The organism is Tautonia sociabilis (assembly GCF_003977685.1).
Classification (GTDB): domain Bacteria; phylum Planctomycetota; class Planctomycetia; order Isosphaerales; family Isosphaeraceae; genus Tautonia; species Tautonia sociabilis.
Genome location: NZ_RYZH01000085.1, coordinates 1 through 18,763, shown reverse-complemented (window position 1 = coordinate 18,763; position 18,763 = coordinate 1). Strand labels below are relative to the sequence as shown.

The window sequence follows — 18,763 nt, the reverse complement described above, 5'->3', positions numbered from 1 at the left end:
GGGGGGGGGGGGGGGGGGACGGCCGGATTGGCTGGTGCTTCGAGGAGGACACCCTGATGAGGCGAGAGATCGGACCGCTGCGGGCCCTGGCCAACGGGATCGCTTGCCTGGGGATCCTGGGGATGGCCGGGTTCGGGGCGGTGCAGGTCGCGGGGAAGAACTGGCAGGTGCAGGAAACCTACCGGCTCCGGGCCGAGTTCGAGACGGTCGGCGGCCTGGAGCCGGGAGGGCGGGTGTTTGTGCAGGGGGTCGATGCCGGAGTGGTCGAGTCGATCGAGCCTCCCGGGGAGCCGGGAGGGCCGGTGTCGCTGGTCCTTCGGATCGACGCAAGGCTTCGGCCGCTGATCCGCACCGACGCCCGGGCTCGGATCGTCTCGCAGGGGGTCGTCGGCGCGAAGGTCGTGGAGCTTTCTCCCGGCAGCCCCGACGCCGAGGTGCTCCCCGACGGGGGGCTCGTGACCAGCGAGCCGCCGGTCGAGCTGGCCGACCTGATGCGGGAGGCCACCGAGGCCCTCGATCGCATCGACGCCGCCGCCGAGGCCGCCGAGCGCGGGCTCTCGGAGATCAATGCGATCGCCTCGGCGATCCGGGGAGGCGAGGGGACCATCGGCCGACTGCTCACCGACGACGAGCCGGTCGACCGGCTCGTCTCGCTCACCGACCGCGGCGAGCGGACCTTGACCGACCTCCAGGACAACCTGAACGCATTGAAGAACACCTGGCCGATCTCCCGGTACTTCTCCCGCCGCGGCTACGACGACCGAGAGCTGGCTCTCTACCGCCCGGAAGCGACCCGACACGCCCTGATGCTGGCCGAAACCGACCTGTTCGAGCCCGGCCGAGCCGTGCTCACCGAGGCCGGCCGGGGCCGGCTGGACGAGGTCGCCCGCTGGGCCAAGGAGCACCTGAGCACGAGGACCGAGGTGGTGGTCGCCGCGTATTCCGACGACTCGCTCGACGCCCAGCTCGCCGAGCGCCTCACCCAGCAGCAGGCCGAGGCGGTGCGCTCCTACCTGGTCGGCTCCCACCGGATCGACTCGGCCGGCTGGTTCCGCTCCCGCACCGTCGCCGCCGTCGGCTTCGGGCGCCATCGGCCCCGGGTTCCCTCGGTCGAGCCCCAGGGCATCGGGCCGGAACGGAGGGTGGAGATCATCCTGTTCACCCCTCAGGTGTGAACCCGATCGGCAGGTCGCTCCAGGAGGGGCCGAGGAGGCTCGGGTCGGGTCGACCGACCCCCGCTTCCCCAGCCCGACAGGAGGCCCCCAAGGGGATCACGCCTTCTCCTCCCAGGACGCTCTCGCCATCCGACGCCTCATGCCGGCCGCCGTCACGGCCGGTCGAACATCGGCGGGCCCAGGACCGGCGCGTAGAAGCCGACCGGAACGCCGGGAGAAGGGATCACGCCGCCCCGGGGGACCGGGAAGGTGCTGTAGGCGCCCGGGGCGTCGAAGTAGCCGGGCTCGATGAAGCCGGGGCGCCAGAGGGAGGTGCCGAAGGGGCCGGGGAGCAGGCGGTAGGGATCAAAGCCGTAACCGTAGCCGACCCCGCCGAAGGGGGAGGCGAAGTTGGAGGTCACGCGGGGGACGCCGGAGCTGGGCACCCCCCAGGCCATGCCGTAAAAACCAGGAGGATCGTAGATCGGCGCCGACCCGGCGAGGGGGGCGGGGGCGGCCTCGGCCTGCCTCGCGGCGGAGGGGCGGGGGGCGATCGCCAGGAGCAGGGCCAGGGCGACCGCGACGGGGAGGATCCGGCGACGCAGCATCACGGTGAGGCTCCCGAGTTCGGGGTGCGGGGTCGATCGAGGCAGAGGGACGAGCGGAGGGCGGCCTCCCCCGGGATCGAAGGGGGCCACCCGCTCAAGGCCTGGTGTCAGCGCGGGCAGGTCGGGCAATTCACTCCCGGGATGCGGGCTCCCGAGGGCGCCGGGGAGACAACCGATCGGCCCGCATGGGACTCCTCAGAACGATACCCCGTCGGGCCGGAGACCGGCCGCATCACCCGGTACGCCGAGGCCGGGAGCGGCTGGCGGTAGGGTGCCGGGGCGAACGTAATGCCGCCGGCCCTGCTGGGGGCGGCGAAGGGGTTGAGGCGCCGGGCCGCCGTCTCGATCAGGCCTCCGGGGGTGGCGCGTCGGGCGTAGACGTTGGGAGGCAAGGCGGCGGTCGCATTGACGTAATAGGCGTTCGGAACGTCGCCGACGTCGGGCACGCCGTACTCGACGAAATTGTGCGTCCGCCTCGCGTCGGCTGCCGACCACGACTGCGCGACGGCCGGGACCGCCGCCGAGGAGGAAACCAGCAGGGCGAGCACCATCCTGACTCGTCGGTTCATCATCAATTCCTCCGCTCTCCCCTCCTCGCCTCGACTCGGGGCCCCCCGGCCCCGATCCGGCTCGGAGGCCGACCGAACTCGATCACCTCCCGCGATCGGCGAGCCGATGGGGACGGACGTCGAACAGCAAGGGCATTCCCCCTCCCACCCGGTCGAGCGTGGGAGAGCCGGAGCCGATGCCGCTCTCCAGGCCGAGGTGGACCGTCCCGAAGGGACGATGTTCCCGGCCGAAGCGCGACCGGAAGGGCCGATCCGGCCCGGCATCGGCGGCCGGAGCCGGGTGAAGGCCCGGCGGGAACCGAAGCCGCCAGCGCGGCGATCCCTCCCCCGCCGTCGCCGGAGGGACCAGGACCGCCCCCAGCCGCGCAGCCGCCCGGATCCTCCTCGGCATCTCGACCTCCGCCCGATCCGGGAATTTTGGAAGGCCAAAAAAGGGGATTGCGTCACCCGGCGCCGCGTCGTACAGTGCGAAGATACGGATCGAAGCCATTGCGAAGAGGCTGACCACCGTGGAGCGGGACCAGAACGGGCAGGGAACCGGAAAAAGTATGGCATGCGGAGCCGTCCGGCGCGGCCGGCGGGCTCGGATCGCGGGGGGGGCGGCGCGGGTCGTGCTGCTGGCGATGGTCGCGACGGCTTCGGGCTGTGGCGGCGGAGGGGATCAGACCGGCCTCCGGGTGGGGACGTACACCGGGAACGGTCCGATCGAGGTGGTCTGCACGACGGGCATGGTCGGCGAGGTGGTCGCCCGGGTGGGAGGGGACCGGGTTCGGGTGTCGACCCTGATGGGAGCGGGGGTGGATCCACACCTGTACAAGCCGTCGCCGGGGGATATCTCGACGCTGTCGAGGGCCGACGCGGTCTTCTCCTCGGGGCTGCACCTGGAGGGGAAGATGGGGGAGGTGCTCGAGCGGATGGGCCGGAGCAAGCCCTCGGTCGCCGTGGCCGAGGCGATCGAGCCGACCCGGCTGATCGACACCAGCGGCGGCCAGGTCGACCCGCACGTCTGGTTCGACGTGGCCCTCTGGGCCGAGGTCGTCGCGGCCGCCCGAGAGGCGCTGTCGATCTTCGACCCGGGCCACGCCGACGCCTACATGGAGAACGCCGACCGCTACCGGGCCGAGCTGCTGGCGCTGGACGCCGAGGTCCGCGAGCGGATCGCCGAGATCCCCGAGGACCGCCGCGTGCTGGTGACGGCGCACGACGCCTTCGGCTACTTCGGCCGCGCCTACGGCATCGAGGTCCGAGGCATTCAGGGGATCAGCACCGAGAGCGAAGCGGGAGTGCGCGAGGTCAACGAGCTGGTCGACCTGCTGGTCGACCGCCGGATCCCGGCGGTGTTCGTCGAGTCGAGCGTCAGCGACCGGAACGTCCGGGCGCTGGTCGAGGGCTGCGCGGCCCGAGGGCATGCGATCCGGATCGGAGGCCAGCTCTACTCCGACGCGATGGGGGACCCCGGCACCCCCGAGGGGACCTACCCGGGCATGGTCCGGCACAACGTGGCGACGATCGTCGAGGCTTTGAAATGACCACCAGTGCCTCCCTGGATCGCACCGAGGCCGAGGCCAAGGCCAAGGACGGCGCCCCCGACCGGCCCGCCGGACCCCCCTCCTCCCCGGTGCTCGACGTGCATGACGTGACCGTGGCCTACCACCGCAAGCCGGTCCTCTGGGACGTGGACCTGACGATCGACCGCCCGTGCCTGGCGGGGATCGTCGGCCCGAACGGCGCGGGCAAGAGCACGCTGATCAAGGCGATCCTCGGCCTGGTGCCGAAGGCCAGCGGCTCGGTGCGTGTCTTCGGCAAGCCGGTCGGCGCGCAGCGACGGCTGATCGGCTACGTGCCGCAGCGGGAGAGCGTGGACTGGGACTTCCCGGTCACGGTGCTCGACGTGGTGCTGATGGGCACCTACGGACGGCTCGGCTGGTTCCGCAGGCCGGGCCGGGCGGAGCGATCGTGGTCGATGGAATGCCTCGAGCGCGTCGGCATGGCGCACCTGGCCGACCGCCAGATCGGCCAGCTCTCGGGAGGGCAGCAGCAGCGGACCTTCCTCGCCCGGGCGCTGGCGCAGCGGGCCGAGGTCTACTTCATGGACGAGCCGATGGCCGGCGTCGACGCCGCGACCGAGGCCGCCATCTTCGCCTTGCTGCGCGACCTGAAGACCTCGGGGAAGACGGTCTTCGTCGTGCACCACGACCTGCGCACCGTCCCCGAATATTTCGATTACACGATCCTCCTGAACATGAGGCTCATCGCCCACGGGCCGACCGCCACCACCTTCTCGCCGGAGAACCTCCGCAAGGCCTACGGCGGCCGACTGGCGATCCTGGAGGCGGCCGGCGAGGCGGTGCGGGCTCGGGAGCGGAGCGAATAGGTCGAGATGCTCACATACAACACCCTGATCGTCCTGCTCGGCACCGGCCTGCTCGGGGCGAACGCCGGGCTGGTGGGCAGCTACGCGGTGCTGCGCAGGCGGTCGCTGACGGGAGATGCGCTGGCGCACGCGGCGCTGCCGGGGCTCTGCCTGGCCTTCCTGGCCGTCGGGCAGCGGAGCCTGCCGGCGATGCTGGCGGGGGCGCTGCTGTCGGGGGTGGCGGGGGTGGCGGTGATCTCGGGCCTGATCAGGGCGACCCGGGTGAAGGAGGACGCGGCGATCGGCATCGTGCTGAGCGTCTTCTTCGGCGCGGGGATCGTCCTCAGCCGGGTCATCCAGAACGCGCCGGGGCTCGGGAACAAGGCGGGCCTGGACTCGTACATCCTAGGGAAGACGGCGGGGATCATCCGGCAGGACGTGCTGCTGATCGGCGGCGTCTCGGCGGTGAGCCTCGTCCTGATCGCGCTGGCGTACAAGGAATTCAAGCTGACGGTGTTCGATCCGGGGTTCGCACGGGTGCAAGGCTGGCCGGTCTTCTGGCTGGACCTGATGCTGATGGGGCTCATCGCGCTGGCCGTCGTCTTCGGGCTGCCGATGGTGGGCGTGGTGCTGATGGCGGCCCTGCTGATCCTGCCCGGGGCGGCGGCTCGGTTCTGGACGGATCGGCTGGGGCCGATGCTGGCGCTGGCCTCGGCGTTCGGACTCGTGACGGGACTGGCGGGCACGGCGATCAGCGCCCACTCCGCGGGGATGCCGGCCGGGCCGATCATCGTGCTGGTGGGCTCGGGTGTGTTCCTGGTCTCGGTGCTGTCGGCGCCGAGGCGAGGGGTGCTCGGCCGGGCCCTCTCGGCCTGGCGGTTCCGCAGGGAGTTGCAGGAGCGGAAGCTGCTTCGGCTCCTGTTCGACCGGGCCGAGGCGGATCGGCCTGCCCTCCGGCCGATCGACCGCTCGGCGATCCTCCAAGGGCCGTCCGGGCCCCCGAGGAGGCTGGCGAAGGCCCTCGATCGGCTGATCGCCCGGGGGGACGTCGTCGAGCCGTCGGGGCCCGGGGGGCCGATCGTGCTCTCGGACACCGGAATGGAGCGGGCCAGGGCGGTCGCCCGGGGCTATCGGCTCTGGGAGCGGTTCCTGATCGAGTACCCGGAGCAGGCGTCGGCCATGGCGGATCTGTCTCGGGAGTCGGTGGCCGAGGTACTCCCGCCGGACGTGGTGCGGGAGCTGGAGGAGGCCCTCCGGAAGTCGGGCCAATGGCCCGAGGACGGGACCGGAGGGCGGTCGTCATGAACCCGGAACGCAACCCTGCACCGCGGCCCTCCCCAGGCCCGAGGCCGGGCCTGCCGGCGTGGCGGATCGGACTGGCCGTCGGAGCGGTCTCGGCGCCGACGGCCTGGGCGCTGGCGGCCAGCGACGAGATCGGCCGCTGGACCATCGCGCTGGGAATCGCTTCGAGCGTGCCCTGCGCCCTGCTCGGCTGCTACCTCGTGCTGCGTCGGATGAGCCTGCTGGGAGACGCGATCAGCCACGCGGTCCTGCCCGGAATCGCCGTCGGCTTCCTGCTCAGCGGAGCGCTGATCGGCCCGGCGATCATTCTCGGGGCGATGGCGGTGGGCATGCTCACCGCCTTGCTCACGCAACTGTTGAGCAACCTGGGGAGAGTGCCGGAGGACGCGAGCATGGGCGTCGTGTTCACGTCGCTCTTCGCGGTCGGCGTGCTGGTGATCACCAACGCGGCCCGGGACGTGGACCTGGATCCGGGATGCGTCCTCTACGGCCTGATCGAGCTGGCGGCAATCGACTCCCGGCCGGTGTTCGGGCTGGAGGTGCCGCGATCGTTCGGGGCGATGGCCTTCGCCCTGGCGCTGACGATCGGCTTCGTGACGCTGCTGTGGAAGGAGCTGTCGCTCGTCTCGTTCGACCCGGCCCTGGCGACGGCCGTGGGCATCAGCGCGACGGTGGTGCATTATGCCCTGATGGCGATGGTTGCCGGGGTGACGGTGGCGGCCTTCGAGGCGGTGGGCTCGATCCTCGTCGTGGCCATGCTCATCGTGCCGGCGGCGACGGCCCACCTGCTGACCGACCGCCTCCCGAGGATGCTGCTGGTGGCCTCCGCCGTGGCGGTGCTGTCGGCGGCGGTGGGCTACCGCCTCGCCGTGCTCTGGAACACGAGCGTGGCCGGGATGATGGCGGTGGTGTCGGGAGGGCTGTTCGCCTCGGCCGTCGTGGGATCGCCGAGACACGGTCTGCTCGGCCGGGCCTGGCACCGGCTGGCGCTGTCGCTTCGGATCGCCCGAGAAGACGTCCTCGCCCGGCTTTTCCGGGCCGAGGAGGAGTCCCCCTCCCGTCCCGTGGCGTCGGGCTCGGCCCGGGGCTGGGCCTCCTCGGCCGCGGGCCGGCTCGTCGGCGCCATCGCCCTGCGGCAACTCCGGGCCCGGGACTTCATCCGAGCCGACGAGGTCGACTCGGTGGCCCTCACCGGCCCCGGCCGAGACGAGGCCCGAGAACTCGTGCGATCGCACCGACTCTGGGAGAGCTACCTCAGCACCCACTTCGACCTGCCCCCCGACCACCTGCACGACCCCGCCGAGCGGATCGAGCACTTCATCGGCCCCGCCCTCCGCGCCGAGCTGTCGGCCGAGCTGGACCGGCCCGACGCCGACCCTCACGGCCGGGCGATCCCCCCGGAGGGGACCGGGAACGGCTGATCGGTCCTGGCCGATCCGGGGATGCCGGGTGTCGGCTCCGAGCTGGCCGACCGGGAGCGGCCGCTCCCCTGACCGCCCAGCCCGCACGATCACCCCAGATCCCGCCAATCGCCAGAACAGATCATCCTTCCAATCGGGTTGATCGGATTGTCCCGGTCCCGTGTCGATGTCTAGAATCGAAGGAAATCGAGGGGTGTTCTTCCCGACGAGGGTCCGCAACCGCAGCCGCAGCCGCAGCCGCAGCCACAGCCGAGAAGGAGGGGAGCGATGCCAAGCGACCGGGGGATCGGACGGTTCGGGGCGGCGGCGGTCGCCGGGGCGGTCGTCGCGGCGCTGGCGGGCCCCTCGGGGGCGGATGAGCTGAAGGTGCGGGGGGGAGGGACGCTCCGAGGAGAGGTGGTGCCGATCGAGGGGTCGGATCAGGTCGAGGTCTACACGGCGACCAACCCGAGGCCCTTCGTCTTCCGGAGCGAGCAGATCACCGTGGCGGCCGTCGAGGACACGGCGCTCGACGAGTACCTCCGGCGGCGGGACGGTGTCTCGGCGACGGCCGAGGCGCACCACGCCCTGGGGCTCTGGTGCGAGGAGCTCGGCCTGACCGGCCCGGCGGACCTGCACTTCCGCAAGGCGGTCGAGCTGGACGAGAACCACGGCCCCTCGCAGGAGAAGCTCGGCCGCGTCTTCTTCGACGGCCGGTGGGTAACGTCCGACGAGCGGCGGGAGCAACTCGGGCTCGTCAAGCACGAGGGCCGCTGGGTCACTCCCGAGGAGAAGGAGCGGCTCGACCAGATGGCCCGGCTCTCCCAGGCGCAGGAGGGCTGGGCGAGGCGCATCGACATCCTGATCCGAAAGCTGAACGAGGGGGCTCCCGCCGAGCGAACCGAGGCGGCGGCGCAGCTCCGCGCGATCGCCGATCCCGAGGCGGTGGTGCCGCTGGTCAACCGGCTCGGCCACGAGGGGCCGGAGCTGCGCCTGCTGCTGGCCGAGGTGCTGGGAGCGATCCCGGATCCGATCGCAGCGAAGGGCCTGGTCCACCGGGTCGTACGGGAGGAGGACGCCCAGATCCGCCTGGCGACGCTCAACGTGCTGGCCCGTCGCCAGGATCCGGAGGTCGTCCCCCGCCTGATCCGGGAGCTTGACCACCGCGATCCGGAGCACGTCGGCCGGGCCGCCTGGGCCCTGGCGGGCCTGGGAGCCCTGGAGGCGGTGCCGAAGCTGATCCCGAGGCTGGTGACGACCCAGCGTCGGATGGAGATGGTCCTCGTCCCGGGAGAGCCGTCGGGAGGCTTCTCGGCCCGCTTCGGGAGCACGGTCGGTCCCGGCTTCGGCTTCGGGACCCAGCCGTCGATCCCCGTGCTCACCGGGCCCGCGGTGGCGCCGGGGGCGATCGCCTTCGGGGTCCAGGCGGTGCCGCTGTCTCAGTACACCGGGGCGGCCCTGTCCGGGTTCTCCTACGGCTCGGGGGCGGCCGTCGCCTCTCCTGCCGTGCCGACGCCGGTGGTGCGGACCTACCAGCACCGGAACGTCGAGGTCCTCTCGGCCCTCGAACGGCTGACCGGGAAGAACTTCGGCTACGACGAGGCGATCTGGAACCGCTGGCTCCGCAACGAGTTCCGCGCGCCGGCCCCCGAGGATCAGCCGGAACGCCGCGTGCCCCAGCCCTGATCCGTCCCCGGCCCCGGCCCGTCGTTTCCCTTAACCGAGGGGAGACGACGGCTTACACTGGAGGCATGGACACCTCCTCGACCGATCGCGACCGGAGTTCGTCCCGTCCCCGTCCCCGGGTTGTCATCATCGGCGCCGGCTTCGCGGGCCTGGCGGCGATCAAGGTGCTGGGCCGCCGGGACGTGGACGTGACGGTGATCGACCGCACGAACCACCACCTGTTCCAGCCCCTGCTCTATCAGGTGGCGACCGCGGCGTTGAACCCGGCGGACATCGCCTCGCCGATTCGTCGGATCGTCCGGCGGTCGAGGAACGTGCGGGTGTTGATGGGGGAGGTTCGCGCGATCGACGTCGGCCGCCGGGTCGTCTGGCTGGAGGGGGCGGAGGTCCCGTATGACTACCTGATCGTCGCCGCCGGGGCCACGCACTCGTACTTCGGCCACGACGAGTGGGAACGGTTCGCCCCGGGGTTGAAACGCATCGAGGACGCGCTGGAGATCCGCAGGAGGGTGCTCTCGGCCTTCGAGATCGCCGAGCGAGAGCCGGACGAGGCCCGGCGCCGGGCCTTCCTGACGTTCGTGATCATCGGAGCCGGGCCGACGGGGGTGGAGCTGGCCGGGACGCTGGCCGAGGTGTCCCGGAAAACGCTCGCCCGAGACTTCCGGCAAATCGACCCGACTCAGGCCCGGGTGATCCTGCTGGAAGGAGGCCCTCGGGTGTTGCCCGCCTTCCCGGAGGACCTGTCCGATGCGGCGAAGCGGCAGCTCGAGGCGTTGGGGGTCGAGGTCCGGCTGAAGAGCCTGGCGACGGCGATCGATGAGACGGGGGTGAGCGTCGGCGACGATCGGATCGAGGCGAGCACGGTGATCTGGGCCGCGGGAGTGGCCGCCTCTCCGCTGGCGGAGAGCCTCGGCGCACCGAGGGACCGGGCCGGGCGGGTCAAGGTGGAGCCCGACCTGACGATTCCGGGGCACCCGGAGGTCTTCGTGGTCGGCGACCTGATGGCCGTCACCTTCCAGCAGGATCAGCCGGTGCCGGGCGTCGCCCCGGCGGCGATGCAGGCGGGCCGGTCGGCGGCCCGGAACATCCTGAGGGCGATCCGGGGGAGGCCGCTCGAGCCGTTCCAGTACGTCGACAAGGGAATGCTCGCGACGATCGGCCGGGCCTCGGCGGTGGCCGACCTGCGCGGCCTGAGAATCTCGGGCCTGCCGGCATGGCTGCTCTGGCTGTTCGTGCACATCTTCTTCCTGGTCGGCTTCCGCAATCGGCTGCTGGTGATGATTCAGTGGGCCTATTCCTACTTCACCTACGACCGAGGAGCCCGGCTCATCACCTCGACCTGGTGCGAACTGACCCGGACCCGTCCTGGATCGGAGGCCCCTCCCGATCCCGAGCCCTCGGGGGAGCCGGGGCCCGGCGGGGCCCGGTCGTGATCCCGGCAGATCGCCTCCCCCCCCATCCTTCCCGACGATCGGAACGGACACCGACATGGACGCCGACCCCCTGCTGCTCTCCCGACAGATCCGACAGCGGCTCGAAGGGCTCTCCCGGGCCGGACTGGACCGGATCGCGATCGGCCCGATCCCGGAGTTCGCCGAGCGTCCTCCCGCCAGCGCCTCCCCCGCCGCCGAGCCGGTGACGCCCCCTCCTCCGCCGGCCGAGGACCGTCCCGGTCCCGATCCGGCTCCCCCCCCTGCCCCTCGCCGAAGGCCGTCGAGCCCCCCGGCGCCGGCCCCATCAACGCCGCCCACGGTGGGCTCCCTCTTCGACGAGGCGGGGATCGCCGAGCCGGTCGTGCCTCCGGAGCAACGCGAGGAGGCGCTTCGGGTCATCGCCCAGGAGATCGCCGGCTGCTCCCGGTGCGAGGTGTTGGCGGCTCACCGAACGAACACCGTGCCCGGCGAGGGGAGCGCGACGGCCCGCTTGATGTTCGTCGGCGAGGGACCCGGCCAGACCGAGGACGAGACCGGCCGCCCGTTCGTCGGCCGAGCGGGCCAACTGCTCGACGACATGATCACCAAAGGCATGGGCCTTCGGCGTGAAGACGTGTTCATTGCCAACATCGTCAAGTGCCGGCCCCCCGGCAACCGAGACCCCCAGCCGGAGGAGGTCCGCAACTGCATCGGCTACCTCGAACGGCAGATCGCAATCGTCCGCCCCGAGTTCCTCTGCGTGCTCGGCAAGCCGGCCTCCCAGGCGCTGCTGAACACCTCGATGCCGATGGGACGGCTGCGGGGCAAGTGGCAGCGCTACAAGGGAATCCCCACCATCGCCACCTGGCACCCGGCGTACCTGCTGCGGAACCCAGCGGCGAAGAAGGAAACCTGGGCGGACTTGCAAATGCTGATGAAGGCAATGGGGATCCCGCTGCCGGGCAAGGGGAAGCAGGAGGGCTGAGGGGGGAGGGCGGAGAACGACCGATCGCCCCGCACCGGGCGCCGGGTCCGTCCCCAGGCCGGGCTCAGCCGGCCTGGGCGGGGGCGAGCTGGGAGAGGGCGTCCTGGACCTGCTTCATCTTGACGGGCTTGGTGAGGACGACGAGGCGGTCGTCCCTGGGCAATTGGGAGGCGAGGGCGCCCTGGCGGGGGCCGAGCAGGACAAGGGCGTGCAGCTCTCGGCCGTCCTCGTGGGCCGTCTCGTACATGTCGATGAAGGACTCGATGGCGTTGCTCCCCAGGCCGTCGATATCGAAGACGACGGCGTCGACGGGGTCCTCGCGGTAGCGGTCGGCGGCCAGCTCGGCGTCGCCGACGATCAGGACGCGGTAGCCCATGCGGGAGAGGGTCTTGCGGAAGGCGTCCCGGATCTGGTCCTGGGCCTCGACGCAGAGCACTCGGCGCTGGCGGAAGGCGGGGACCTCGAAGGGAACCGCCTCGCTGGTGGCTCGGTCGGCGGTCCCGATCTCGAACTCGCCGTCGTCGTCCTGGCTGGCCTGGACCTCGGCGGCCTGGGCCTCGGCGACGGCCTCCTCGAAGCGGCGTTTCATGAACAGGCGTTCGATGTCGAACTCTTCCTTCTCGGCGACCTCCTCCTTGGGGGCGGCCTGGCCGGTCATCTCCAGGTAGTGGGCCTCCAGGTCTCGGACGACGTCGTTCATGTTCTGGTAGCGCTTGGAGAGGTCGATCCGCATCATCGTCTCGATGATGCGGCAGAGCTCCGGGTCGGGTGCGTGGTCCATCTCGCTGATGGGCTTGATGGCGCCGAAGCTGCGCTTGAGCATCTTGGCCAGCATGTCGTCGGCCTCGACCTCGGGCAGCGGCAGCCGGCCGGTGAGCATCTGGTAGTAGACGCAGCCGAGGAAGTAGATGTCGGAGCGGGGGTCGCCCTTCTGGCTGCCGCAGGTGCGCTCCAGGGCCGAGTAGTCGACGGTGCGCTGGCCGTGGGCCTGGGCCATCTTGCGCTCGTCCCCCTCGATGGTCGCCAGGCCGAAGTCGACGAGCTTGGCCTGGCCGCTGGAGGAGATCAGGATGTTCGTCGGCTTCAGATCGCGGTGGGTAATGCCCTTGCTCAACGAGTGTTGCAGCCCCCGGGCCAGGCCGAGCATCAGGGGCATGGCCTCCAGCGGCTCCAGGCGGTGCCGGAAGCGGAGGAAGTCGCGGAGGTTGGAACCCTCGACGAACTCCATGATCATGTAGTGCCGATGATCCTGCGCGCCGTAGTCGATGATCCGGACGATGTTGGGGTGGACCAGCTTCATGCCGGCCTCGGCCTCGTGGTTGAAGCGCTCGACCGCCTCGGGATCCTGGGTGAACCGCTGGCGGAGCACCTTGATCGCCACCGGCTCGCCGGAGCCCTGCTTGCGGCCGCGGTAGACGCGGGCGAAGGTCCCCTCGGCCAGGTGGAAGAGCACCTCGTAGCCGCCGAAGAAAAAGCCGGTCGTCTCCCCCTTGAGCAGTCTGTCCACCTGCCAGCTCGTCAGGAACTGCTTGCGGGTTAACGAGCTGCGGATCCCCTCCACCGTCCCGTCCCGGGCGTCCATGCGGGCTTCATTCGCCTGGTCCCGGGAGATCAGGCCGAGCAGGGTGGCCCGCTCGAGCAGCATCTCGGCGTCGAAGTCGGACATCGCGCTCCATCCTGACTGGAGGGGGATCGGAATCGGGGATCGTCGGGCCATCGGGCCGAGGGATCGGCGCGGGACGATAGGATCGGAGGCCGATGGGATCGAGTCTACCAAGCCGATCGGCCGCCGCAACCAATTCCGCCGGGGGTGCGTCCGTCCTGGAAGGGGCGACCTCCCCGCCCCTCCCGACCGGCGCGACCCCCCCGGCAACGCTCGATCGCTCAACTTGGGTCCCTCGGCCGTCGCCGAAGGGACCCCCCTCCAGGGTTACGATCCCAGCCCGGGGGTGTGACTCCTCCCGGCGGGCCTCCCCGAAACCGCCCCGGCGGCCACCAGCGCGATCGCCGGAACCGCCGGAGCACGCATCCGAAGGTCGGTCCAGTACAGGCTATGCACGATCGTCAGGGCCAGCGCGACCGCCACCGCCGCGATCGCCGGCCACCGCCGCGACCACGGCCGGAGCAGCCCCGCCCCCAGCAGGACCCAGAGCGGCGCCGTCCAGGCCGCCGTCGCCAGCCGGAGCGGCCCGGGATAGACCGCCGACGACGGCGCGATCGCCCAGAACCGGCCAAGCCTCCCCAGCGTCGCCCTCGCGAAGTCCCCCGGACGCGATCGCATCACCCGCAGCGCCCTTTCCCGAAAGAGGCGATCCGACTCCGGCTCGCTCTTGCCCTCCCCCAGCCGCGTCACCTCCGCAAACCACCTCCGCTGGTTCGCTCCCGTCCAGACCGGAAGATCCCCGTCCAGCACATCGTCGTAGTAAGCATGATTGTTCGCCAAATAAAGCGTGTAACCGCCGTGGGTCGTGGTCCAGACCGGCGCTCCGACGGCGAAGGCGTTGCGGATCGCCCAGGGGGAGAGCGTGGCGGCGAGGGCGGCGAGCATGACCGAGGAGCGGCCGAGCCGGTCCGGCCACCGGCCCGGGCCGCGCAGCAGCAGGGCCAGGGCGATGAGCCCGGCGGCCGGCAGCAGGCTGGGGCGGCAGAGGGCGGCCAGGCCGCCGACGGTGCCCAACGCGGCCGACGACCGCAGGCTCGGCCGGGGGGAGCACGCGGCGAGCATCCCGGCCACCAGCGCCGAGGCCAGCGACTCGGTCATCACCCCTCGGGCCTGGGAGACGAGCACCGGGTCCAGGGCGACGACAAGCATCGCCAGCAGCGTTGACCGTCCCGGCAGGCCCCATCGCCGGGCGGCCAGGCCGGTCAGGGCGATCGCCGCTCCGCCGGCGGCGAGGTTCAGCGCGACGACCCAGGGGGTTGGCGTCGGGCCGAACAGCAGGACGCCGGGGGCGAGGGCGATCGGGTAGAGCGGCGGCCGGTAGGCCGTCGGCCGGCCGAAGGAGCGGAGGCCGCGGCCCTCGGCCAGCGAGGAGGCGAGCATCAGGTAATTGTCCGGGTCGCCGGGGGGAGATCGCAGCAGCGGCGTCATCACCGCCGCCCGACCCGCCAGCCCGAGCACCACGACCGCCAGGGCGATCGCCCGGAATCGCCGGCCCCCTGCCTCGATCACCGGAAGACCCCGTCCCGCCCCATCGAGGCGAAGCAGAAGCCGATCCCGACAACCAGGCCGGCCACGTGCGCCGTGTTGGCGATCGGCCCGAGCAGGTTGAAAAAGCAGACGACCAGCCAGATCATCAGCAGCAGGACCGTCTGCGGGTGCAGGACCAGGCCCGAGGCCGGGTCGTACCGCCCTCGCATCCAGGCGTAGCCGAAAAGGGCGTAGAGCACCCCCGACATGCCGCCGAACGGGCCGTCGCCGACCCGGGCCGTAGGAGCGGTGAAGACGTCGGGCAAGGCGAACTGGGCGAAGTTCGACACCACGGCCGCGATGAGCACCAGCAGGCCGAATTCCGCCGTCCCCCGGTGCCGCTCGATGGCCGAGCCCAGCTGAGAGACCATGTACAGGTTGAAGATCAGATGCCACGGACCGAAGTGGACGAAGATCGGCGAGACGAGCCGCCAGACCTGCCCGCCGAGGATCGGCCCGAGCCCGGCGTTGCCTCCCCGGACGAACCAGTCGGTGAAGAACAGCCAGCCGTAGAGGGAACGGCCGGCGATCGGGGGGCCGATCCAGTTGAGCAGGAAGACGACGAGGCAGGCCGCCAGCAGGGCCCGGGTCAGGGGGCCGAGCCTTCCTCCCGGGCGGGAGAACCGGTCGCGCAGGGGGATGGTCTTTCGAGCGTGCTCGCGGTCGGCCTGGCGCTGGCGGCGGCGGACGGCCTCAGCCTCTCGGCGGGCCTCGACGTATCGGGCGGCGTCGGGCTCTTCGAGGAACGCGCGGAGCTCCTCCCGGGCGCGGTCGAGGTGGTCCTCCCGGTGGATCCAGATGGCGCAGCCGTTGTTCGTCTGCTCGACTCGGGAGGTGATCCCCCGGGTCAGCAGGAAGTCGGCGAAGCGGAGGGCCTGCTCTTCGGGCAGGGTTCCGATCTGTCGCATCGGGCGGCGTCCTCGCACTCGGAACCGGTTCCAGATCGTCCCATCCTACCGCACTGGGCCTCCCGGTCCAGTCGGATGCGCGCGCACGTTCATCCCAGGGGAGGCCGATCCGTGGCCCGGGGGGAGGGGAGATGGTAGAGTCGTCGAACCGCCCCCGAATCCCCCCGCAGGCCCCCGATCGAGCGAAGGACCACCATGCCCGACCGCCCGCGCATCTTCATGATGACCCACATGCACGAGGACGGCATGCGCCTGCTCCACCAGGCCGGCGAGGTGGTCATGGCCTCGTCGCTGGAGCGAGAGACGCTGCTCCGAGAGGTCGCCGGGGCCGACGCGATCGTCACCCGAACCTACGGGACGATCGACGCGACCCTGCTCGACGCCGCCGGGCCGGGGCTAAAGGTCGTCGGCCGCCACGGCGTCGGCGTCGACCACGTCGACGTGCCCGCGGCGACCGAGCGGGGGATCCTCGTCGTCTCGACCCCGGGAGCGAACAAGGAGGCGGTCGCCGAGCACGTCTTCGCGTTCATGATCGGCCTGTCCAAGCACTTCCCCCTCCAGATGAAGGCCCTGGCCGAGGGGAGGTTCATGGACCGGACCCAGCAGATGGGCCGGGACATCAAGGGCAAGACGATCGGCATCATCGGCTTCGGCAACGTGGGACGTGTCGTGGGCAAGATCGCCCACGCCGCCTTCGGGATGCGGGTGCTTTACAACGACATCGTGCCGATCCCCGCCGAGGCCGAGGTCGCCGCCCACGCCACCCGGGTCGACTTCGAGACGGCGCTGCGCGAGGCCGACTACGTGACCCTGCACGTGCCGCTCGACGCCAGCACCCGGGGGATGATCGACCGCCGGGCCCTCTCCCTGATGAAGCCAGACGCCATCCTCATCAACACCTGCCGAGGGCCGGTCGTCGACGAGCAGGCGGTGGCCGAGGCGCTCGATGCCGGCCGCCTCTGGGGCTACGGGGCCGACGTCTTCGCCCAGGAGCCTCCCCCGGCCGACCACCCGCTCATCGGCCGCCTCGACGTCATGCTCACCCCCCACAGCGCCGCCCAGACGGTCGAAAGCCTCGTGAACATGGCGACCTGGGTCGCCGAGGACGTCGCCCGGGTGCTCCGAGGCGAGCCCCCCCTGCGGCCGTACAACGACCCGGCGGCCGTCGCCGCCCACCGGGAGCGACGGCTCGGGACCGGGCGTTGACCGGGGGCGCGCCGTCCGGCTGGCTCAGCGCCTGGAGAACGAATTGACATAAGTCTGGCCGTCGATCACCACCGTGACCTCGCCGGCCAGCTCGTCGTAATCGAAGCGTCCGGGCTCTGAGGCATACCGGCCAGCGCCGGCGGGGGAGGAGGGATCCGGCCGGGACGAGAGGGTGACGGGAATCGGCCCGGGGCTCTCCGGGTGCGTGACCGAGGCCCGGACCTCAGTCGGGGTCGCCGAGAGGGGAGAACTCCCGTCGGGTCCGAGCAGGTAGACCGCCAGCTCGACCTGAGGGCGGTTCGGCGCCACCGGCTCGACGACGACCTCGGCGAACCCCAGGCCCCCCAGCGGGAGGGTCGGGGCCCCGTGGGGCCCGAGGGCGGGGCCGGTCGAGCCGGGGGACGGAGGGCCGCCGGACCCCTGGCAACCGGCCGCGGCCGGAATGGCGGCCAGCAGAACGGCGACGAGCCGGAGCGAACTCCGGTTTGAGCGGAGCGGGTGAAACGGGGTGGCCATCTCGGGGCTCTCGGCAGGGCTCGGGGACAGTTCGGGAGCGGGCCCGGCCGGGGAGAGCCCCGATCGGGCTCCGGGTGGACCATCGGTGGGGATCAGTACTGGTCGGCGCTGATGACCTCGCCGCCGGCCCGAGTGCCCAGGGCCCTCCAGGTCGGCAGGGCGACGGTCTCCTTGACGAACTTCACCGAACCGTCGCCGAACAGGGCATTGACGCCCCCCGGGTGGAAGCTCCGGGCCGACATGATCGCATGCTCACTGGGAACATCCATGATGCTTGAGCCAAAGCCGCAGTCCCAGCCCTGCCAGTTGGGCGGGGCGACGTGGTTGTACAGGGTGGCCACGTACCAGGCGTAGGCCCAGCCGTCGGAGTAGTCGGTCCCGGAGAGCCACCGGCCGTTGGAGTTGAACCCGCCCGAGCCGGCGCCGATGCCGGTCAGGCAGATCTGGAACACGGCGTCTCGGTTGATGGGCACGGGCTGGGTGGAGACGAACAGGTTGTCGATCTTCGGCACCTGTTGCGGGGCCAGGCCCGTCAGCGGCAGGCCGCTTCCCCGGGAACGCTCGGCCGCGACCACGGTGTTGCTCGTGCCGTCCCGGAACCGAGCCAGCGCGAAGCCCTCTCCCATCGTGAAGGCGCCGGTGACGAGATCGGCCGTGCCCGGGGTGTTATCCGGCCGGGTTCCGCCGCCGGCATAAACCGTGTCGCCGCCGAAGTTGACTCGGTAGTTGTTCTCTCCCCGGGCGCCTCCGGAATCGGCCGGATCGCTCGGACAGATGAACGTGCCAAAGGTGGTCGTGTAGGCGGTGAAGTTGGGATGGATGATGGTGGTGCCGCCGCCGGTCGTCAACTGGCCGATGTTGGCGATCGAGAAGTTGGTCGCGTTGTAGGCGGCCGTCTGCTCCAGGAAGTTCAGGATGTGGCAGTGGACCGAGAAGATGCCGATCCAGTTCGGGCTGTTGGCCAGCGCGGAGGAGTAGCTGGTGTAGTTGTTCTGAACCTGTCCCGAGGCCACGTTGATCACGTCGGGAGCCAGCCGGCCCGGCGGGAAGACCCCGTGCACCGACTCGTAATTGTGCAGCGCCAGGCCGAACTGCTTCAGGTTGTTCGTGCACTGGGCGCGTCGAGCGGCCTCTCGGGCCGACTGCACCGCTGGGAGTAACAGGGCGATCAGCACGCCGAGAATCGCGATCACCACCAGCAACTCGATGAGCGTGAAGCCGGGGCGGACGCGGAACGAGCGGCCTCGACTCATGGGGGTTCTCTCGAATCGGGGGTGGCAGCCCGCGATCGTCTTCGACCGCGGGAGGAGTGCCCGACGATCCGGTGCGACCTCGGAGTCGACCGAGCGGGTGTGACCGACGAATGATGTGGTTCGCGGCCCCTCCGGACTCGCTTACGCCGCCACCGGGTATCCCTCCCGGCTGAGCCTGCCCCAGAACTGCTCCCAGCGACCCGTCGTGTACGTCAACGCTC

17 protein-coding genes are annotated in these 18,763 nt (G+C 71.2%); 9 read left to right on the top strand and 8 right to left on the bottom strand.

Annotated features, from left to right (window positions below):
• Nucleotides 1–1,175 (top strand): MlaD family protein (locus TsocGM_RS24635; protein WP_233579174.1); only part of this gene is annotated, 1,175 nt, incomplete at its 5' end.
• A gap of 152 nt (nucleotides 1,176–1,327) precedes the next feature.
• Here TsocGM_RS24635 and TsocGM_RS24630 read toward each other — a convergent pair.
• The 3 genes from TsocGM_RS24630 to TsocGM_RS24620 form a co-directional block, all read right to left on the bottom strand.
• Entirely contained in the window at nucleotides 1,328–1,762 is a 435-nt protein-coding gene (locus tag TsocGM_RS24630; RefSeq protein WP_126728123.1) for a hypothetical protein, read from the bottom strand.
• Nucleotides 1,763–1,869: 107 nt separating this feature from the next.
• Entirely contained in the window at nucleotides 1,870–2,334 is a 465-nt protein-coding gene (locus TsocGM_RS24625; protein WP_126728122.1) for a hypothetical protein, read from the bottom strand.
• A 79-nt stretch (nucleotides 2,335–2,413) separates the two neighbouring features.
• Nucleotides 2,414–2,722, bottom strand: coding sequence for a hypothetical protein (locus TsocGM_RS24620; RefSeq protein WP_126728121.1), 309 nt, complete (start codon nucleotides 2,720–2,722; stop codon nucleotides 2,414–2,416).
• A gap of 157 nt (nucleotides 2,723–2,879) precedes the next feature.
• On the opposite strand from TsocGM_RS24620, the gene TsocGM_RS24615 reads away from it, so the two are divergent.
• The 7 genes from TsocGM_RS24615 to TsocGM_RS24585 all read left to right on the top strand — a co-directional run bounded on the left by TsocGM_RS24615 (nucleotide 2,880) and on the right by TsocGM_RS24585 (nucleotide 11,469).
• A complete protein-coding gene (locus tag TsocGM_RS24615; RefSeq protein ID WP_126728120.1) occupies nucleotides 2,880–3,860 on the top strand; it encodes a metal ABC transporter solute-binding protein, Zn/Mn family in 981 nt (326 codons plus the stop codon).
• Nucleotides 3,857–4,705 (top strand): metal ABC transporter ATP-binding protein, encoded by an 849-nt coding sequence (locus TsocGM_RS24610; RefSeq protein ID WP_126728119.1) that lies wholly within the window; start codon nucleotides 3,857–3,859, stop codon nucleotides 4,703–4,705. The genes TsocGM_RS24615 and TsocGM_RS24610 overlap by 4 nt, the downstream gene beginning before the upstream one ends.
• 6 nt (nucleotides 4,706–4,711) lie before the next feature.
• Nucleotides 4,712–5,989 (top strand): metal ABC transporter permease, encoded by a 1,278-nt coding sequence (locus TsocGM_RS24605; protein ID WP_126728118.1) that lies wholly within the window; start codon nucleotides 4,712–4,714, stop codon nucleotides 5,987–5,989.
• Entirely contained in the window at nucleotides 5,986–7,407 is a 1,422-nt protein-coding gene (locus TsocGM_RS24600) for a metal ABC transporter permease (RefSeq protein ID WP_158633751.1), read from the top strand. Before TsocGM_RS24605 ends, TsocGM_RS24600 begins: the two co-directional genes overlap by 4 nt.
• A gap of 267 nt (nucleotides 7,408–7,674) precedes the next feature.
• The gene (locus TsocGM_RS24595) at nucleotides 7,675–9,072 is read left to right on the top strand and encodes a HEAT repeat domain-containing protein (RefSeq protein WP_126728116.1); all 1,398 of its coding nucleotides are present in this window, start codon (nucleotides 7,675–7,677) and stop codon (nucleotides 9,070–9,072) included.
• Nucleotides 9,073–9,137: 65 nt separating this feature from the next.
• The gene (locus TsocGM_RS24590; RefSeq protein WP_126728115.1) at nucleotides 9,138–10,505 is read left to right on the top strand and encodes an NAD(P)/FAD-dependent oxidoreductase; all 1,368 of its coding nucleotides are present in this window, start codon (nucleotides 9,138–9,140) and stop codon (nucleotides 10,503–10,505) included.
• Nucleotides 10,506–10,560: 55 nt separating this feature from the next.
• The gene (locus TsocGM_RS24585) at nucleotides 10,561–11,469 is read left to right on the top strand and encodes a uracil-DNA glycosylase (RefSeq protein ID WP_126728114.1); all 909 of its coding nucleotides are present in this window, start codon (nucleotides 10,561–10,563) and stop codon (nucleotides 11,467–11,469) included.
• Nucleotides 11,470–11,533: 64 nt separating this feature from the next.
• Here the strand turns inward: TsocGM_RS24585 and TsocGM_RS24580 are convergent, their stop codons facing one another.
• The 3 genes from TsocGM_RS24580 to TsocGM_RS24570 form a co-directional block, all read right to left on the bottom strand.
• On the bottom strand, nucleotides 11,534–13,135 hold the full coding sequence (locus TsocGM_RS24580) for a serine/threonine protein kinase (RefSeq protein ID WP_126728113.1): 1,602 nt from the start codon (nucleotides 13,133–13,135) through the stop codon (nucleotides 11,534–11,536).
• 264 nt (nucleotides 13,136–13,399) lie between these two features.
• The gene (locus TsocGM_RS24575; protein WP_126728112.1) at nucleotides 13,400–14,641 is read right to left on the bottom strand and encodes a dolichyl-phosphate-mannose-protein mannosyltransferase; all 1,242 of its coding nucleotides are present in this window, start codon (nucleotides 14,639–14,641) and stop codon (nucleotides 13,400–13,402) included.
• The gene (locus tag TsocGM_RS24570) at nucleotides 14,638–15,567 is read right to left on the bottom strand and encodes a rhomboid family intramembrane serine protease (protein ID WP_126728111.1); all 930 of its coding nucleotides are present in this window, start codon (nucleotides 15,565–15,567) and stop codon (nucleotides 14,638–14,640) included. Before TsocGM_RS24570 ends, TsocGM_RS24575 begins: the two co-directional genes overlap by 4 nt.
• Nucleotides 15,568–15,762: 195 nt before the next feature.
• Between TsocGM_RS24570 and TsocGM_RS24565 the strand changes: the two genes are divergently transcribed.
• Nucleotides 15,763–16,773: a hydroxyacid dehydrogenase gene (locus TsocGM_RS24565; RefSeq protein WP_126728110.1), complete on the top strand. Its 1,011-nt coding sequence runs from the start codon at nucleotides 15,763–15,765 to the stop codon at nucleotides 16,771–16,773.
• Nucleotides 16,774–16,797: 24 nt separating this feature from the next.
• Here the strand turns inward: TsocGM_RS24565 and TsocGM_RS24560 are convergent, their stop codons facing one another.
• Nucleotides 16,798–17,289, bottom strand: a complete 492-nt coding sequence (locus tag TsocGM_RS24560; RefSeq protein ID WP_126728109.1) for a hypothetical protein — start codon at nucleotides 17,287–17,289, stop codon at nucleotides 16,798–16,800.
• Nucleotides 17,290–17,381: 92 nt separating this feature from the next.
• On the bottom strand, nucleotides 17,382–18,542 hold the full coding sequence (locus TsocGM_RS24555) for a DUF1559 domain-containing protein (protein WP_126728108.1): 1,161 nt from the start codon (nucleotides 18,540–18,542) through the stop codon (nucleotides 17,382–17,384).
• Nucleotides 18,543–18,763: the final 221 nt, after the last annotated feature.

Bases quoted from the DNA above. Each gene is read 5' to 3' on its own strand.
- TsocGM_RS24595 (WP_126728116.1), top strand. From the start codon at position 7,675: ATGCCAAGCGACCGGGGGATCGGACGGTTCGGGGCGGCGGCGGTCGCC.
- TsocGM_RS24600 (WP_158633751.1), top strand. From the start codon at position 5,986: ATGAACCCGGAACGCAACCCTGCACCGCGGCCCTCCCCAGGCCCGAGG.
- TsocGM_RS24555 (WP_126728108.1), bottom strand. From the start codon at position 18,542: ATGAGTCGAGGCCGCTCGTTCCGCGTCCGCCCCGGCTTCACGCTCATC.
- TsocGM_RS24560 (WP_126728109.1), bottom strand. From the start codon at position 17,289: ATGGCCACCCCGTTTCACCCGCTCCGCTCAAACCGGAGTTCGCTCCGG.
- TsocGM_RS24615 (WP_126728120.1), top strand. From the start codon at position 2,880: ATGGCATGCGGAGCCGTCCGGCGCGGCCGGCGGGCTCGGATCGCGGGG.
- TsocGM_RS24620 (WP_126728121.1), bottom strand. From the start codon at position 2,722: ATGCCGAGGAGGATCCGGGCGGCTGCGCGGCTGGGGGCGGTCCTGGTC.
- TsocGM_RS24585 (WP_126728114.1), top strand. From the start codon at position 10,561: ATGGACGCCGACCCCCTGCTGCTCTCCCGACAGATCCGACAGCGGCTC.
- TsocGM_RS24625 (WP_126728122.1), bottom strand. From the start codon at position 2,334: ATGATGAACCGACGAGTCAGGATGGTGCTCGCCCTGCTGGTTTCCTCC.
- TsocGM_RS24630 (WP_126728123.1), bottom strand. From the start codon at position 1,762: ATGCTGCGTCGCCGGATCCTCCCCGTCGCGGTCGCCCTGGCCCTGCTC.
- TsocGM_RS24570 (WP_126728111.1), bottom strand. From the start codon at position 15,567: ATGCGACAGATCGGAACCCTGCCCGAAGAGCAGGCCCTCCGCTTCGCC.
- TsocGM_RS24565 (WP_126728110.1), top strand. From the start codon at position 15,763: ATGCCCGACCGCCCGCGCATCTTCATGATGACCCACATGCACGAGGAC.
- TsocGM_RS24605 (WP_126728118.1), top strand. From the start codon at position 4,712: ATGCTCACATACAACACCCTGATCGTCCTGCTCGGCACCGGCCTGCTC.
- TsocGM_RS24590 (WP_126728115.1), top strand. From the start codon at position 9,138: ATGGACACCTCCTCGACCGATCGCGACCGGAGTTCGTCCCGTCCCCGT.
- TsocGM_RS24610 (WP_126728119.1), top strand. From the start codon at position 3,857: ATGACCACCAGTGCCTCCCTGGATCGCACCGAGGCCGAGGCCAAGGCC.
- TsocGM_RS24580 (WP_126728113.1), bottom strand. From the start codon at position 13,135: ATGTCCGACTTCGACGCCGAGATGCTGCTCGAGCGGGCCACCCTGCTC.